Source organism: Burkholderia sp. BCC0419, assembly GCF_902830285.1.
Taxonomy (GTDB): Bacteria; Pseudomonadota; Gammaproteobacteria; order Burkholderiales; family Burkholderiaceae; genus Burkholderia.
Genome location: NZ_CADESR010000004.1, coordinates 342,791 through 356,675, shown reverse-complemented (window position 1 = coordinate 356,675; position 13,885 = coordinate 342,791). Strand labels below are relative to the sequence as shown.

Annotated in this window: 11 protein-coding genes and 1 pseudogene; 5 read left to right on the top strand and 7 right to left on the bottom strand. The window is 65.8% G+C overall.

The genetic code is table 11. The annotated features are described in order from the left end of the window. Positions 1-87: 87 nt before the first annotated feature. Entirely contained in the window at positions 88-1,347 is a 1,260-nt protein-coding gene (locus HWW87_RS23575; protein WP_175822395.1) for a branched-chain amino acid ABC transporter substrate-binding protein, read from the bottom strand. A gap of 166 nt (positions 1,348-1,513) precedes the next feature. Here HWW87_RS23575 and HWW87_RS23570 point away from each other — a divergent pair, with 166 nt between their 5' ends. Further along, positions 1,514-2,026 carry a hypothetical protein gene (locus tag HWW87_RS23570; protein ID WP_175822360.1) on the top strand — a complete coding sequence of 171 codons (513 nt, stop codon included), beginning with the start codon at positions 1,514-1,516 and terminating at the stop codon, positions 2,024-2,026. Between the two features lie 496 nt (positions 2,027-2,522). Continuing rightward, positions 2,523-4,655, top strand: a pseudogene (locus HWW87_RS23560) (SulP family inorganic anion transporter); the annotation flags it as partial. 72 nt (positions 4,656-4,727) lie between these two features. Here HWW87_RS23560 and HWW87_RS23555 read toward each other — a convergent pair. The 6 genes from HWW87_RS23555 to HWW87_RS23530 all read right to left on the bottom strand — a co-directional run bounded on the left by HWW87_RS23555 (position 4,728) and on the right by HWW87_RS23530 (position 11,754). Next, positions 4,728-6,272, bottom strand: a complete 1,545-nt coding sequence (locus tag HWW87_RS23555; protein WP_175822357.1) for a 2-isopropylmalate synthase — start codon at positions 6,270-6,272, stop codon at positions 4,728-4,730. A 322-nt stretch (positions 6,273-6,594) separates the two neighbouring features. Then, positions 6,595-7,467, bottom strand: a complete 873-nt coding sequence (gene pssA / locus HWW87_RS23550; RefSeq protein ID WP_175822356.1) for a CDP-diacylglycerol--serine O-phosphatidyltransferase — start codon at positions 7,465-7,467, stop codon at positions 6,595-6,597. Between the two features lie 15 nt (positions 7,468-7,482). After that, entirely contained in the window at positions 7,483-8,127 is a 645-nt protein-coding gene (locus HWW87_RS23545) for a phosphatidylserine decarboxylase (RefSeq protein WP_027784995.1), read from the bottom strand. 139 nt (positions 8,128-8,266) lie between these two features. Then, complete coding sequence (gene ilvC, locus HWW87_RS23540) at positions 8,267-9,283, bottom strand: ketol-acid reductoisomerase (protein ID WP_027784996.1); 1,017 nt, start codon at positions 9,281-9,283, stop codon at positions 8,267-8,269. Positions 9,284-9,388: 105 nt separating this feature from the next. Then, positions 9,389-9,880: an acetolactate synthase small subunit gene (gene ilvN / locus HWW87_RS23535; protein WP_006750445.1), complete on the bottom strand. Its 492-nt coding sequence runs from the start codon at positions 9,878-9,880 to the stop codon at positions 9,389-9,391. Between the two features lie 110 nt (positions 9,881-9,990). Beyond that, a complete protein-coding gene (locus HWW87_RS23530) occupies positions 9,991-11,754 on the bottom strand; it encodes an acetolactate synthase 3 catalytic subunit (protein WP_175822355.1) in 1,764 nt (587 codons plus the stop codon). Between the two features lie 356 nt (positions 11,755-12,110). On the opposite strand from HWW87_RS23530, the gene HWW87_RS23525 reads away from it, so the two are divergent. Genes HWW87_RS23525 through HWW87_RS23515 form a run of 3 tightly spaced genes read left to right on the top strand, consistent with a single transcriptional unit; the run spans position 12,111 to position 13,884 of the window. Then, positions 12,111-12,674: an RNA polymerase sigma factor gene (locus HWW87_RS23525; RefSeq protein ID WP_174388189.1), complete on the top strand. Its 564-nt coding sequence runs from the start codon at positions 12,111-12,113 to the stop codon at positions 12,672-12,674. Then, on the top strand, positions 12,671-13,090 hold the full coding sequence (locus tag HWW87_RS23520; protein ID WP_175822354.1) for a DUF3619 family protein: 420 nt from the start codon (positions 12,671-12,673) through the stop codon (positions 13,088-13,090). Before HWW87_RS23525 ends, HWW87_RS23520 begins: the two co-directional genes overlap by 4 nt. A 26-nt stretch (positions 13,091-13,116) precedes the next feature. After that, a complete protein-coding gene (locus HWW87_RS23515; protein WP_175822353.1) occupies positions 13,117-13,884 on the top strand; it encodes a DUF3106 domain-containing protein in 768 nt (255 codons plus the stop codon). Position 13,885: the final 1 nt, after the last annotated feature.

Below are 13,885 nucleotides of genomic sequence, written 5' to 3'. Positions count from 1 at the left end.
ACAGGCGGACACGGAAGAATGGCCGTGCCGTGACTTACAACCGGCGCGCATTGTAGCACAACTCGGTGCCGTTCTTACCGCCTCCTGTCACGGACGCGTCATCGAGCACGTCGATGGCAGCTCCGTGCGCAGCGCTGGCACCGCGAGCACCGTCCGGAAGCCATAGCCCGACCCTTCGTTGTCGAAGCGCACGCCCGGCGTGCCGGCCTTGTCCATTTCCATCACGTAAAGGGGCTGGATCAGCTGGTGATCCTGCGCGCGCATCCGCGACGCGTGGAAGCCGTCGTCGAGCGACAGGCCCTCGAGCGCACGCGCGACCGCGACCGGGTCGGCCGAACCCGCGCGGGTCATCGCGGCGGCCAGCATCTCGATCATCTGGCTCATCCGTCGCACCGGATAGTCGTCCTGCGCGGCCGGAAAACGGGCCCGGAACGCACGGTAGAACGCGTCGGATTTGGCGCCGCCCGCGTTCGGGTGCCAATCGGCCACGGCCACCACACGGCCGACACCCGCGTCCCCCAGGGCCGCCGGCGCGCCGAGGCTGTTGCCGTAGAACGTATAGAACTTCGCGTCGAGCCCCTGTTCGCGCGCTGCCTTCACGAGCAGCGTGAGGTCGTTGCCCCAGTTGCCGGTCACGACGGCGTCCGCGCCGCTCGCGCGAATCTTCGCGATATACGGCGAGAAATCCTTGATCCGGCCGATCGGGTGGAATTCGTCACCGGCGATCGTCACGTCCGGGCGCCGCGCGGCCAGCGCCTGCCGCGCGAGAGTGCTGACGTCGTGGCCGAAGCTGTAGTCCTGATTCAACAGATAGACCTTGCGCAGCGCGCGATCGCGCGCCATCACGTCCGCGAGCGCGGCCATCCGCATGCCGGCATGCGCATCGAAGCGGAAATGCCAGAAACTGCAGCGCGCGCCGGTCAGCGCCGGATCGTCGGCCGAGTAGTTCAGGAACAGCATCCGGTTGTCCGGATCGCGTGCGTTCAACTTGTCGAGCGCCGCGACGAGCGCGGCCGCGACAGCCGAGCTGTTGCCCTGCGCGACGAAGCCGATATGGCGGTCGGCGGCCGCGCGCAACTGCACGAGCGCCTCCTCCGGGCTGCCCTTGCTGTCGAGCACGACGAGTTCGAGCGGGTGCGCGCCGTCGCGCAGCTTCACGCCGCCCGCCGCATTGACCTGCTCGACGCCGAAGCGCAGGTTGCGCTCCACCGCCGCGCCCGCGTTCGCGAACGGACCCGACATCCCTTCGATCAGTGCGATCCGCACCGGCTCACCGCCGGCAAATGCGGACGACATCAGCATCCACCCCGCGCTCCACGCGAGCGCGCATCGCTTCCACCCCTGCATCGGCCACCTGCCCTTCAATCTGCCCGAGAAGCGCGGATCATAGGCCGGTGCGCCCGCCGCCCGCAAGCGCGGCAGCCCGCGATCCGCACCGATTTTTTCCGCGCGATGCGCGATCACGCGCCGTCCGTGATAAAACGGGACCTGTTTCCGTGTTCTGGAGAATCCGATGCGCATTCGCATTCCCGCGCGCATGCCGGTGCTGGTCGCCTGCGCCGCCGCGCTGCTGGCCGGTTGCGCGCAACCGTGGCAGCAATACCAGGCCGGCCAGGACGAGTCGGCGATCGTCGCGCGCATGGGCCCGCCGCGCGAGATCTACGACCTGCCCGGCGGCGGCAAGCGCCTGATGTGGCCGACCCAGCCGATGGGCGAAATCACGGTCGCGGCCGACATCGACGCAGCCCACCGGATCGTCAACGTGCGCCAGGTGCTGCAGCCGAGCGAGTTCTATCGCGCGGAGATCGGTAAGTGGACGAAAACCGACGTCCTCGTCAATTTCGGACGCCCGGTCGAGACGTCCTATTTCCCGCTGATGAAGCGCGAGGTGTGGACCTACCGGTATCTCGAGGACAACGTCTGGTACATGATGTACAGCTTCTACTTCGATCCGCAGGGCATCCTGCGCACCACGCAGAAAACGCCGGACCCGCTGCACGATCCCGATCGCCGTACCCTGTTCTGACCGATTGCGCATTGACGCGCAATTATCGCAATGGCCATTTACGAATTATTGCGTGAATGGCCATTTCATTTTTTCCGTCGCCTTATTTAATTCAATGAATAAGACGGAAAACTTTTCCGATCGTTAACATTCCGATGGCAATACGCTGACCGCGCCGTCATGCGGGCCGTCGCGCGCAAACAGGCATGGGCAGTGCATATCATGCGTCTCGTTGGTGCATTCAATGCACTACGCCCAATCAATTTGAAACAATTTGTTTCAACCCACCCGGAATGCTAGGGCATACCCCTAATATCAGTCGAAACCCAACCTTTCAATTTAGAAAGCATGCAATTGCGCCATTTCGATCGATATTTATTTGCCTTTATCAAAAAGGAGTCCTCATGAACCGCCCCAAGAGCATGCTGGTTGCCAACATTGCCTGGGCCCGCGAGACGCGCGAACACACGCCCGGCTTCTTCGACGCGCTCGCGCGCGGCCAGAACCCGCGCGTACTGTGGATCGGCTGCGCCGACAGCCGCGTGCCGGCCGAAACCATCACGCACTGCGCGCCCGGCGAGCTGTTCGTCCATCGCAACATCGCGAACCTGTTCCACCCCGACGACGACAATTCCGCCAGCGTGCTCGAGTACGCAGTGCGGGTGCTGAAGGTCGACCATGTGATCGTGTGCGGGCACTACGGGTGCGGCGGGGTCCGTGCGTCGCTGCTGCCGCCGCCCGCCGACCTGCCGCACGTCGCGCGCCGCATCGCGCCGCTCTGCGCGCTCGCGCGGCGCCATCGCGACACGCTCGACGGGCTCGACGACCTCGCGGCCGCCGACCGCCTCGCCGAGCTGAACGTGCTCGAACAGGTACGGCTGCTGCGCGCGTCGCCGATCGTACGCGGCCGCGAACGGCCGCCGCTCGTGCACGGCTGGATCTTTTCGCTCGCCGACGGGCGCCTGAAGGAGCTCGATTCCGGCTATACGACGTCGCCGGCCGAAGCCGAGCCCCAGCCCGCCCCCGAGCCTGCTGCGATCGCCGCCGCGCTCGGTTGACCCGCGCCCCGCCCTCCACGCCAACGAAACCACCCCCAACCATGAAACTGAACGAGCGCCTGTCCACCCTGCCGCGCGACATCGTCGCCGGCATCGTCGTTTTCCTCGTCGCGCTGCCGCTCTGTCTCGGCATCGCCAACGCCTCCGGCGTCGAGCCGTTCGCCGGCCTCGTGTCGGGCATCGTCGGCGGCATCGTCGTCGCGCTGCTGAGCGGCTCGTCGCTGTCCGTCAGCGGGCCGGCCGCCGGCCTCGTCGTGATCGTCGTCGAAGGGATCGCGCAACTCGGCAGCTTCTCCGCGTTCCTGCTCGCGGTGCTGCTGTCCGGCGTGCTGCAGTTCGGCTTCGGCATGCTGCGCGCGGGCCGCTTCGCCGCCTACGTGCCGTCGCCCGTCATCAAGGGCATGCTCGCCGCGATCGGCCTGCTGCTGATCGTCAAGCAGATTCCGTTCGCATTCGGTATCGGCGGCGCGGCATCGCAATCGTTTGCGAACTGGCCGGGCCTGCCCGTCGCATGGGCCGCCACGGCCATCGCGCTCGTTTCGCTCGCGCTGCTGGTCGCGTGGGACAGCCCCGCGCTGCGCCGCTTCGCGCTGGTGCGCTCGGTGCCGGCGCCGCTTGCGGTGGTCGTGCTCGGTATCGGCGCGACGCTCGTGCTGGGCTTCGTCGCGCCGGCGGTCGCGCCGGGCGCCGCTCATCGCGTCACCTTGCCCGAACTGGGATCGTTCACTGCCTTCGCCGCATCGCTCAAGCACGCGGAGCTCGGCCCGAACTTCGCGCAGCTCGTCAATCCGGACGTCTGGCGCGTCGCGATCACGCTTGCGGTCGTCGCGAGCCTCGAGACGCTGCTGAGCCTCGAAGCGGTCGAGCAGATCGACCCGAAGCGCCGACCGGTGCAGCCCGATCGCGAACTGAAGGCCCAGGGCGTCGGCAATCTCGTCGCGGGTGCGGTCGGCGGCCTGCCGATCACGTCGGTGATCGTGCGCAGCTCGGTGAACGTCAACGCGGGTGCGCAAAGCCGGATGTCGGCGATCGTCCACGGGGTGCTGCTGCTCGCCAGCGTGTTCGCACTCACCGGGCTGATCAACCTGATCCCGCTCGCAAGCCTGGCCGCGATCCTGATCCACACGGGCTTCAAGCTGGCGAAGCCGGCACTGTTCCGCTCGGTAATGAAACAGGGGGCGGCCGCGTTCGTGCCGTTCGCCGCGACGATCGTCGGTGTGCTGGCGGTCGACCTGCTGTTCGGCATCGCGCTCGGCCTCGCGTGCAGCGTGCTGGCCGTCGCCGTCGCGAACCTGAAGAGCCCCGTCACGCTCGCGCAGCATGACGACCACTTCCTGCTGTCGTTCCGCAAGGACGTGTCGTTTCTCGGCAAGGTGCAAGTCAAGCACCACCTGCGGCACATTCCGGACCGGGCGGCGGTGATCATCGACGCGACGCGCGCCGACTACATCGATCACGACGTGCTCGAACTGCTCGATGCATTCGTCGCCGATGCGCCGCGGCGCGGGATCGCGGTCGAGTTCCGCCGGCGCCATCCGGCGCCACGCGCGGCTACGCGCCGCTGGCTGTTCCGCGCGCCGGCCACCGAATGAGCGGCCAATGAAAAAACGCCCCGGCGGCGCAAGGCCGCACGGGGCGTTTCGGGGCTGCGTCACGCGCGGCGCTTACGAGCGCTGCGGGTTGACCTTGTCGTCCTTCGAATGCAGCTTGTTCAACGCGGAAATGTACGCCTTCGCGGAGGCGGCGACGATATCCGGATCGGTGCCGACGCCGTTGACGATCCGCCCGCTCTTCGACAGCCGGACGGTCACTTCGCCCTGCGCCTGCGTGCCGGTCGTGATCGCGTTCACCGAATACAGCAGCAGCTCGGACCCGCTGCCGACTTCGCCCTCGATCGCATTGAACGTCGCATCGACCGGGCCGTTGCCGCGCGCCTCGCCGGTCACTTCCTTGCCTTCGACCGCAAACACGACCTTCGCCTGCGGCTGCTCGCCCGTTTCCGAACGCTGCGACAGCGACACGAACTTGAAGTGCTCCTGCTCGTGCGCGAGCGCCGATTCCTCGGACACGATCGCGATGATGTCCTCGTCGAAAATCTCCGCCTTGCGGTCAGCCAGATCCTTGAAGCGCATGAACGCTGCGTTCAGTTCGGCTTCGCTGTCGAGCGATACGCCGAGCTCCTGCAGGCGCTGCTTGAACGCGTTGCGGCCCGACAGCTTGCCGAGCACGATCTTGTTCGCGGTCCAGCCCACGTCTTCCGCGCGCATGATCTCGTAGGTGTCGCGCGCCTTCAGCACGCCGTCCTGGTGAATGCCCGACGCGTGCGCGAAGGCATTCGCGCCGACCACCGCCTTGTTCGGCTGCACGACGAAGCCGGTGATCTGCGACACGAGCTTCGACGTCGGCACGATCTGCGTCGTGTCGATGCCGACGTCGAGGCCGAAGTAGTCCTTGCGGGTCTTCACGGCCATCACGATTTCCTCGAGCGACGTGTTGCCCGCGCGCTCGCCGAGACCGTTGATCGTGCACTCGATCTGGCGCGCGCCACCGATCTTCACGCCGGCGAGCGAGTTCGCGACCGCCATCCCGAGATCGTTGTGGCAGTGCACGGAGAAGATCGCCTTGTCCGAGTTCGGAATGCGCTCGCGCAGCGTCTTCACGAGGTTACCGTACAGTTCCGGCACGCCGTAGCCGACCGTGTCGGCGATGTTGATCGTCGTCGCGCCCTCGGCGATCACGGCTTCCAGCACGCGGCACAGGAAGTCCAGGTCGGAACGGCTGCCGTCTTCCGGCGAAAACTCGACGTTGTCGGTGAACTTGCGCGCGAAACGCACCGCGAGGCGCGCCTGCTCGAACACCTGGTCGGGCGTCATCCGCAGCTTCTTCTCCATGTGCAGCGGCGACGTCGCGATGAACGTGTGGATCCGCGCGCTGTTGGCCGGCTTCAGTGCGTCGGCGGCGCGCTGGATGTCCTTGTCGTTGGCCCGCGCCAGCGAGCAGATCGTGCTGTCCTTCACGAGACCGGCGATCGTGTGGATCGCATCGAAATCGCCGTTCGAGCTGGCGGCGAAGCCGGCCTCGATCACGTCGACCTTCATCCGCTCGAGGTTCTTCGCGATGCGGATTTTCTCTTCCTTCGTCATCGACGCGCCGGGCGATTGCTCGCCGTCACGCAACGTCGTATCGAAAATGATCAGCTTGTCTGTCATGGGGAGGCTCCAGGGGGCTTTATACGGAAGTCAAACGTAACGAGATCGCGCCACCGCTGGCGACGTTCAACAACAGACGAGGCTTGAGACGGGGGGCGAGAACGGTCAGCGCGGCAGGCGCGCCAAAGCTGGCGCGCGTAGCGGCGCACCGGCTAGAAGGAGGGAGAGGCGGGGAAATGCAGTCATGCCAAAGACTATAGCGAGATTCCGTTGGCCGCGCAATCGGACGGCACCCGGGAATCGACGCGGCCCGGCTCGAAAAAGGGGCAAATGAAAACGGCGGCCCCGAGGCCGCCGTTTCCGGGTAAATCGCATGCTGACGTCAGTGATCGCGCTGGGACGAGCGCGCGGGGTTCGCCCGCCCGCGCATGGCCTGGTAGGCCCAGAACACGTAGCCGGACAGCCCGTACAGCACGAACAGGCAGAACAGCATCAGCGGCGGATCGGACGACACGAGCACGAACGCGACGACGACGAGCAGGATGGCCGCGAACGGCACGCGGTGCCGCACGTCGAGCGCCTTGCCGCTGTAGAACGGCGCGTTCGATACCATCGTCACGCCCGCGTAGATCGTCAGCACGAACGCGACCCACGGCAGCCAGCCGAGCTTCATCGGCACGCGGTTGTCGGTCGCGAGCCACACGAAGCCCGCGATCAGCGCCGCGGCGGCCGGGCTCGGCAGCCCCTGGAAGAAGCGCTTGTCGACCACGCCGATGTTCGTGTTGAAGCGCGCGAGGCGCAGCGCAGCGCCCGAGCAATAGACGAACGCGGCGAGCCAGCCCCAGCGGCCGAGATCCTTCAGCACCCACTCGTACATCACGAGCGCGGGTGCGACGCCGAACGACACCATGTCCGACAGGCTGTCGAACTGCTCGCCGAACGCGCTCTGCGTATGCGTCATGCGCGCAACGCGCCCGTCCATCCCGTCGAGCACCATCGCGACGAAAATCGCGATCGCGGCGATCTCGAAGCGCACGTTCATCGCCTGCACGACCGCGAAGAAGCCGCAGAACAGCGCGGCGGTCGTGAATGCGTTCGGCAGCAGATAGATGCCGCGCGTCTTCAGGAATCGCTGGCGCGCGGCGCGGCGGCTTTCGAGCGGCGCCTGATCGGGCGCCATCACCTTGTTGCGGCGGAACGGGCGTGGCGTCTGGCCGGAGCCGCTGCGCGGCCGACGCGGTTTGAATGCGGCCATCGTGCGCCCCGCCCCTTACTGCTCGAGCTCGGCGAGGATCGTCGACGACGCGTAGACCTTCTCGCCGATCGACACCTTCGCGCGGCTGCCGAGCGGCAGGTACACGTCGACGCGCGAACCGAAGCGGATGAAACCGTAGCGCTGGCCGCGCGACAGCGGCTCGCCGGCACGGACGTAGCAGAGAATCCGGCGCGCGACGAGGCCCGCGATCTGCACGGCGGTGACGGTCTTGCCGCTCGCCGTCTGGATCACGACCGCATTGCGCTCGTTCTCGGTCGACGCCTTGTCGATCGCCGCGTTCAGGAACGCGCCCGGGAAGTATTCGACCTTGCTGATCGCGCCATCGACCGGCGAACGCTGCGAATGGACATTGAAGACATTCATGAACACGCTGATCTTCAGCGCTTCGCGGTTCGCGTACGGATCCTGCGCGGTCTCGACCGCGACGATGCGGCCGTCCGCCGGGCACAGCACCGCGTTCGGCTGCGCCGGGATCGGGCGCTGCGGATCGCGGAAGAACTGGACGACGAAAGCGAGCAGCAGCCAGAACGGCCACGCGAAGCCGAAGCCCCCGACGGCATGGATCAACAGCGCGATGACGGCTGCAATCGCGATGAACGGCCAGCCTTCGCGCGCGATGATCGGATGAGGATAGTTCATGGATTCGTTCTGTGTTCGGTGAATTGCAAAGCCCGTAGCATAACAAAAGCCGCCCGGGGCACTGCTGCCTTCGGACGGCTTTTTGATGCCGACCCTCCACTCGAAGGGCCGGAACAGCACGTATTGCTTCTAACGGTGCTTAGTTCTTCGTCTGGTCGACGAGCTTGTTCTTCGCGATCCACGGCATCATCGCACGCAGCTTCGCGCCGACCTGCTCGATCTGGTGCTCGGCCGTCAGGCGGCGGCGCGACTGCAGCGTCGGGGCGCCTGCCTTGTTCTCGAGAATGAAGCTCTTCGCGTACTCGCCCGTCTGGATGTCGGTCAGGCACTGCTTCATCGCCTTCTTCGTCTCTTCCGTGACGACGCGCGGGCCGGTCACGTACTCGCCGTACTCGGCGTTGTTCGAGATCGAGTAGTTCATGTTCGCGATGCCGCCTTCGTAGATCAGGTCGACGATCAGCTTCAGTTCGTGCAGGCACTCGAAGTACGCCATTTCCGGCGCGTAGCCGGCTTCGACCAGCGTCTCGAAACCTGCCTTGATCAGCTCGACGGTACCGCCGCACAGCACGGCCTGCTCGCCGAACAGGTCGGTTTCGGTCTCTTCACGGAAGTTCGTCTCGATGATGCCGGCACGGCCGCCGCCGTTCGCCGCTGCGTACGACAGCGCGATGTCGCGTGCCGCGCCCGACTTGTTCTGCGCAACCGCGATCAGGTGCGGCACGCCGCCACCTTGTGCATACGTGCCGCGCACGGTGTGGCCCGGGGCCTTCGGCGCGATCATGATCACGTCGAGGTCGGCGCGCGGGATCACCTGGCCGTAGTGGACGTTGAAGCCGTGCGCGAATGCCAGCGCCGCGCCCTGCTTGATGTTTGCGTGCACTTCCTTCGCGTACACGTCGGCGATCTGCTCGTCCGGCAGCAGCATCATGACGACGTCCGCGCCCTTCACCGCTTCCGCGACTTCCTTGACCGACAGGCCGGCGTTCTCGGCCTTGCTCCACGACGCGCCATCCTTGCGAAGGCCGACCGTCACGTTCACGCCGCTGTCCTTCAGGTTCAGCGCGTGCGCATGGCCTTGCGAGCCGTAGCCGATGATGGTGACTTGCTTGCCCTTGATGAGGGAGAGGTCGGCGTCTTTGTCGTAGAAAACGTTCATGATGGTTCCTTCGCTAATTCAAAAAATTCAATAATTCGTTCGGATGGAGTACTGCGGGCCGGGACATGACGGCGCACCCGGCGTGCCTTTTTGGCTATATCGGCATCACACCTTCAGGATGCGCTCGCCGCGTCCGATGCCGGAGCTGCCGGTACGCACGGTCTCGAGGATCGCGCTGGCGTCCAGCCCCTGGATGAATGCGTCGAGCTTGTCGCTCGCGCCCGTCAATTCGATCGTGTAGGTCTTTTCGGTCACGTCGATGATGCGGCCGCGGAAAATGTCCGACATCCGCTTCATTTCTTCGCGCTCCTTGCCCACTGCACGTACCTTGATCAGCATCAGCTCGCGTTCGATGTGTGCACCGTCGGTCAGGTCCACCACTTTCACCACCTCGATCAGGCGGTTCAGATGCTTCGTGATCTGTTCGATCACGTCGTCGGAGCCAATGGAAACGATGGTGAGCCGCGACAGCGATTGGTCTTCGGTCGGCGCCACCGTCAAGGTTTCGATGTTGTAGCCGCGTGCGGAAAACAGCCCGACCACGCGCGACAGCGCGCCCGGTTCGTTCTCCAGCAGGACGGAAATGATGTGTCTCATGTTCGCTTCTTCCAGAATGTGCCGTGTCGATTCACTCGCGCCGCGCGCCGCCGCGTGCCGCACCGCCCTTCGTGAAGGCGGCCGCATCGGGCCGGGCGCGCGTCGCGCCGTTACAGATCTTCCGATCCGAGCAGCATCTCGGTGATGCCCTTGCCGGCCTGTACCATCGGCCAGACGTTTTCGGTCGGATCGGTCTGGAAGTCGAGAAACACGGTGCGGTCCTTCAGGCGCAGCGCTTCCTTCAGCGCCGGCTCCACATCCGAAGTCTTTTCGATCCGCATGCCGACATGGCCGTACGCTTCGGCGAGCTTCACGAAATCGGGCAGCGCATCCATGTACGAATGCGAATAGCGCTTGCTGTATTCGATCTGCTGCCACTGGCGGACCATGCCGAGGTAGCGGTTGTTCAGCGAAATGATCTTCACGGGCGTGTCGTACTGCAGGCAGGTCGACAGTTCCTGGATGCACATCTGGATCGAGCCTTCGCCCGTGATGCACAGCACGTCGTCGTCCGGGTGGGCCATCTTGACGCCCATCGCCGCCGGCAGGCCGAAGCCCATCGTGCCGAGGCCGCCGGAGTTGATCCAGCGACGCGGCTTGTTGAAACGGTAGAACTGCGCGGCCCACATCTGGTGCTGGCCGACGTCCGAGCACACGAACGCATTGCCGTCCGTCAGCTCCCACGCCTTCTCGACCACGTACTGCGGCTTGATGATCTCGCTTTCGCGGTCGAACTTCAGGCAGTCCTTCGCGCGCCAGCCTTCGATGTCCTTCCACCATTGCGCGAGCGCGTCGGTGTCGGGGCCATGCTCGGCCGTCTGCAGTTGCTCGATCAGCTCCTTCAGCACTTCCTTCACGTCGCCGACGATCGGGATGTCGACCTTCACGCGCTTCGAGATCGACGACGGGTCGATGTCGATGTGAATGATCTTGCGCGGGCGCGACGCGAAGTGCGCCGGATCGCCGATCACGCGGTCGTCGAAGCGGGCGCCGATCGCGATCAGCACGTCGCAGTGCTGCATCGCCATGTTCGCTTCGTAGGTGCCGTGCATGCCGAGCATGCCGAGGAATTTCTTGTCCGACGCGCGATAGCCGCCGAGGCCCATCAGCGTGTTCGTGACCGGGTAGCCGAGCAGGTCCGCGAACTGGTTCAGTTCACGCGACGCGTCGGCGAGGATGATGCCGCCACCCGTGTAGATGTACGGGCGCTTCGCCGTCAGCAGCAGCGACACGGCCTTGCGGATCTGGCCCGAATGGCCCTTCGTGACGGGGTTGTACGAACGCAGCGACACGCTCTTGATCGGCTCGTACTGGCACGGCGTCTTCGAAATGTCCTTCGGGATGTCGATCAGCACCGGGCCCGGACGGCCGGTGCGGGCGATATAGAACGCCTTCTTGACGGTTTCCGCGAGGTCGCGCACGTCCTTCACGAGGAAGTTGTGCTTCACGCACGGACGCGTGATGCCGACGGTGTCGCATTCCTGGAACGCATCCTGACCGATCGCGGCAGTCGGCACCTGACCGCTGATCACGACCATCGGGATCGAATCCATGTAGGCCGTTGCGATGCCGGTCACCGCGTTGGTGACACCGGGGCCCGACGTCACGAGACAGACGCCGACATTGCCGGTGGAGCGCGCATACGCATCGGCTGCGTGCACGGCCGCCTGTTCATGGCGCACCAGCACGTGCTGAATCTTGTCCTGCTTGTACAGCTCGTCGTAGATGTAGAGAACCGAGCCGCCGGGGTAGCCCCAGATGAATTCGACGTTTTCGTCGGCCAGTGCCTTCATGAGCACGGTACCGCCGATGGAGTCGCTATCGGGAGGGGAAAGGGGTTCCGACGTGGAGAATTCCGCGCTGGGCATGTTCATTTTGACCTTTCGAATTTTCGGCAAAAAATTGATCGGGTGCTCTCTGCCGGGCTTGTGGCTCGGGTTCAAGCGGCGCGTCCAGTTTGAAGGGCGGGCTTCTTGGGCCAGCCTCAAATGAGACCATCACTTCATGTTGCGAACCGCCGACGATAGCGGGTCGCGATTGAGCCGTCAAGCAAAATATCCCGCAGCGCATCATGCGCGCCGCCCGGGCGCCCCGCCGGCGCGGCTCGCGCGCAACGTGCGGCGCCCGACCCGGTGCCAAGCCGCACGAAAATTTGATAGCATCCGCGGGTTTTACGAAATTTTTCGACCTTTTACACCACGCAGCGGGCCGCAGCGCATACCTTCACGGAATGGCATCAGACAAGGAACTCGCCGACTTTCTGGCGGGCGTCGAAAGGCGCGCGTTCAAGCAGGCTGCGTACGCCGTGCGTGACGACGATGCGTCGCTCGACATCGTGCAGGACGCGATGATCAAGCTCGCGGAAAAATACGGCGACCGGCCGGCGGCCGAGCTGCCGCTGCTTTTTCAGCGGATCCTTCAGAACACGATCCACGACTGGTTCCGCCGGCAGAAGGTCCGCAACACGTGGGTGACGCTCTTCTCGTCGCTGAACAACACCGACGACGACGACTTCGACCCGCTCGAAACGCTCGAATCCGCGGACGACAACGCGGGCGTCGAGAGCAGCGAGCACCGCCTCGAAAGAGAGCAGGTTCTGGCCCTGATCGACGAAGAAATCCAGAAACTTCCGACGCGTCAACGGGAAGCGTTCCTGATGCGTTATTGGGAAGATATGGATGTCGCCGAGACTGCCGCCGCAATGGGGTGCTCCGAGGGCAGCGTCAAGACGCACTGCTCGCGAGCCACTCACACCCTGGCGCAAGCGCTCAAGGCCAAAGGAATCACGCTATGAGCTCCGCAAACCGAGAACACGAATTCGCGCTGAAGGTGCGCCGCGCGCTGGACGAGCGCGCGGCCGCCCTGCCTGCCGCGACCACCGATCGGCTGGCCGTCGCCCGCCGGGCCGCGCTCGCGCGCAAGAAGCCCGAAGCCGCGACCGCGCCGGTGTTCGTGCCGGCGTTCGCCGGTGCGGCCGGCGCCTACGGGCAAACGCCCGCGAACCGCCCGCCGACGTCGTTCGCGCGCCGCCTGCTGCGCGCATGGCCGCTCGCGTTGCTGCTCGCGGGGCTCGTCGGCATCGCGTACTGGGAAGACATGCAGCGCACCGCCGAACTCGCCGACATCGACGCGGCGATGCTCAGCGACGACCTGCCGCTCAATGCGTATCTCGATCACGGGTTCAACGCGTATCTTTCGCGCGCTCACTAACAGACAATAACGAGGGGATCGTACGGGTGAGTCAGAAGCGCGGCCTGGCCGTATTTTTCGGATGCGTGATCGCGATCGCCGTTTGCTACGTCGCCACGTATCCCCGATTCCACCCGGCCCCCGCGACGGCTCCCGTCGCGACCACCAGCCCCGCCGCGCCCGCGTCGACCGCGACCGGGCCGACCACCGAACTCCCGCCGCTGCCCCTTCCCCTGCCGCTGCCGGCCGCCGCCGGCCCGCTGTCGTGGGCGCGCCTCACGCCGGCGCAGCACGCGGCCCTCGCGCCGTTCGCCGACCAGTGGGACGGCTTCAGCGACGCCCGCAAGCGCAAATGGCTGAAGATCGCATCGCGTTTCGCGAAGTTGTCGGCGGATGACCAGAAGCGCCTGCAGGAGCGGATGACCGAATGGGCGAAGATGACGCCCGAGCAGCGGCGCGTCGCGCGCGAGAACTACCAGAGCGCGAAGGAGCTGTCCGCGCAGGCGCGCGAGCGCGCGTGGAAGGCCTACCAGCAACTCCCCGAGGAGCAGAAGGAACGGCTCGCCGCCGCCGAGCGCCGCCGCAAGCCGAGTGTCGTCAGCGCGCCGCCGACCGTCGCCGACCGTGACGTCCGCCGCCTCGTCAATTCGCACGAACACCCGGCGAGCGGCGCGGCGGCCGCCCCGGCGCCCGCGTCGGCCGGCACCGCCGCGCAGCCGGTACCCGCGTCGTCGACGTCCGGCACCGCATCCGCACCGGCCGCCGTCGCGCCGGTGTCGCCCGCCGACGCGCCTTCGCTGTTCAAGGGTTCCTGAG

What these genes read in the sequence shown, in the direction of transcription:
- pssA (WP_175822356.1), bottom strand. Translation starts at nt 7,467, where the DNA reads ATGGCCGCATTCAAACCGCGTCGGCCGCGCAGCGGCTCCGGCCAGACG.
- HWW87_RS23530 (WP_175822355.1), bottom strand. Translation starts at nt 11,754, where the DNA reads ATGAACATGCCCAGCGCGGAATTCTCCACGTCGGAACCCCTTTCCCCT.
- HWW87_RS23575 (WP_175822395.1), bottom strand. Translation starts at nt 1,347, where the DNA reads ATGCAGGGGTGGAAGCGATGCGCGCTCGCGTGGAGCGCGGGGTGGATG.
- HWW87_RS23525 (WP_174388189.1), top strand. Translation starts at nt 12,111, where the DNA reads ATGGCATCAGACAAGGAACTCGCCGACTTTCTGGCGGGCGTCGAAAGG.
- HWW87_RS23520 (WP_175822354.1), top strand. Translation starts at nt 12,671, where the DNA reads ATGAGCTCCGCAAACCGAGAACACGAATTCGCGCTGAAGGTGCGCCGC.
- HWW87_RS23570 (WP_175822360.1), top strand. Translation starts at nt 1,514, where the DNA reads ATGCGCATTCGCATTCCCGCGCGCATGCCGGTGCTGGTCGCCTGCGCC.
- ilvC (WP_027784996.1), bottom strand. Translation starts at nt 9,283, where the DNA reads ATGAACGTTTTCTACGACAAAGACGCCGACCTCTCCCTCATCAAGGGC.
- ilvN (WP_006750445.1), bottom strand. Translation starts at nt 9,880, where the DNA reads ATGAGACACATCATTTCCGTCCTGCTGGAGAACGAACCGGGCGCGCTG.
- HWW87_RS23555 (WP_175822357.1), bottom strand. Translation starts at nt 6,272, where the DNA reads ATGACAGACAAGCTGATCATTTTCGATACGACGTTGCGTGACGGCGAG.
- HWW87_RS23545 (WP_027784995.1), bottom strand. Translation starts at nt 8,127, where the DNA reads ATGAACTATCCTCATCCGATCATCGCGCGCGAAGGCTGGCCGTTCATC.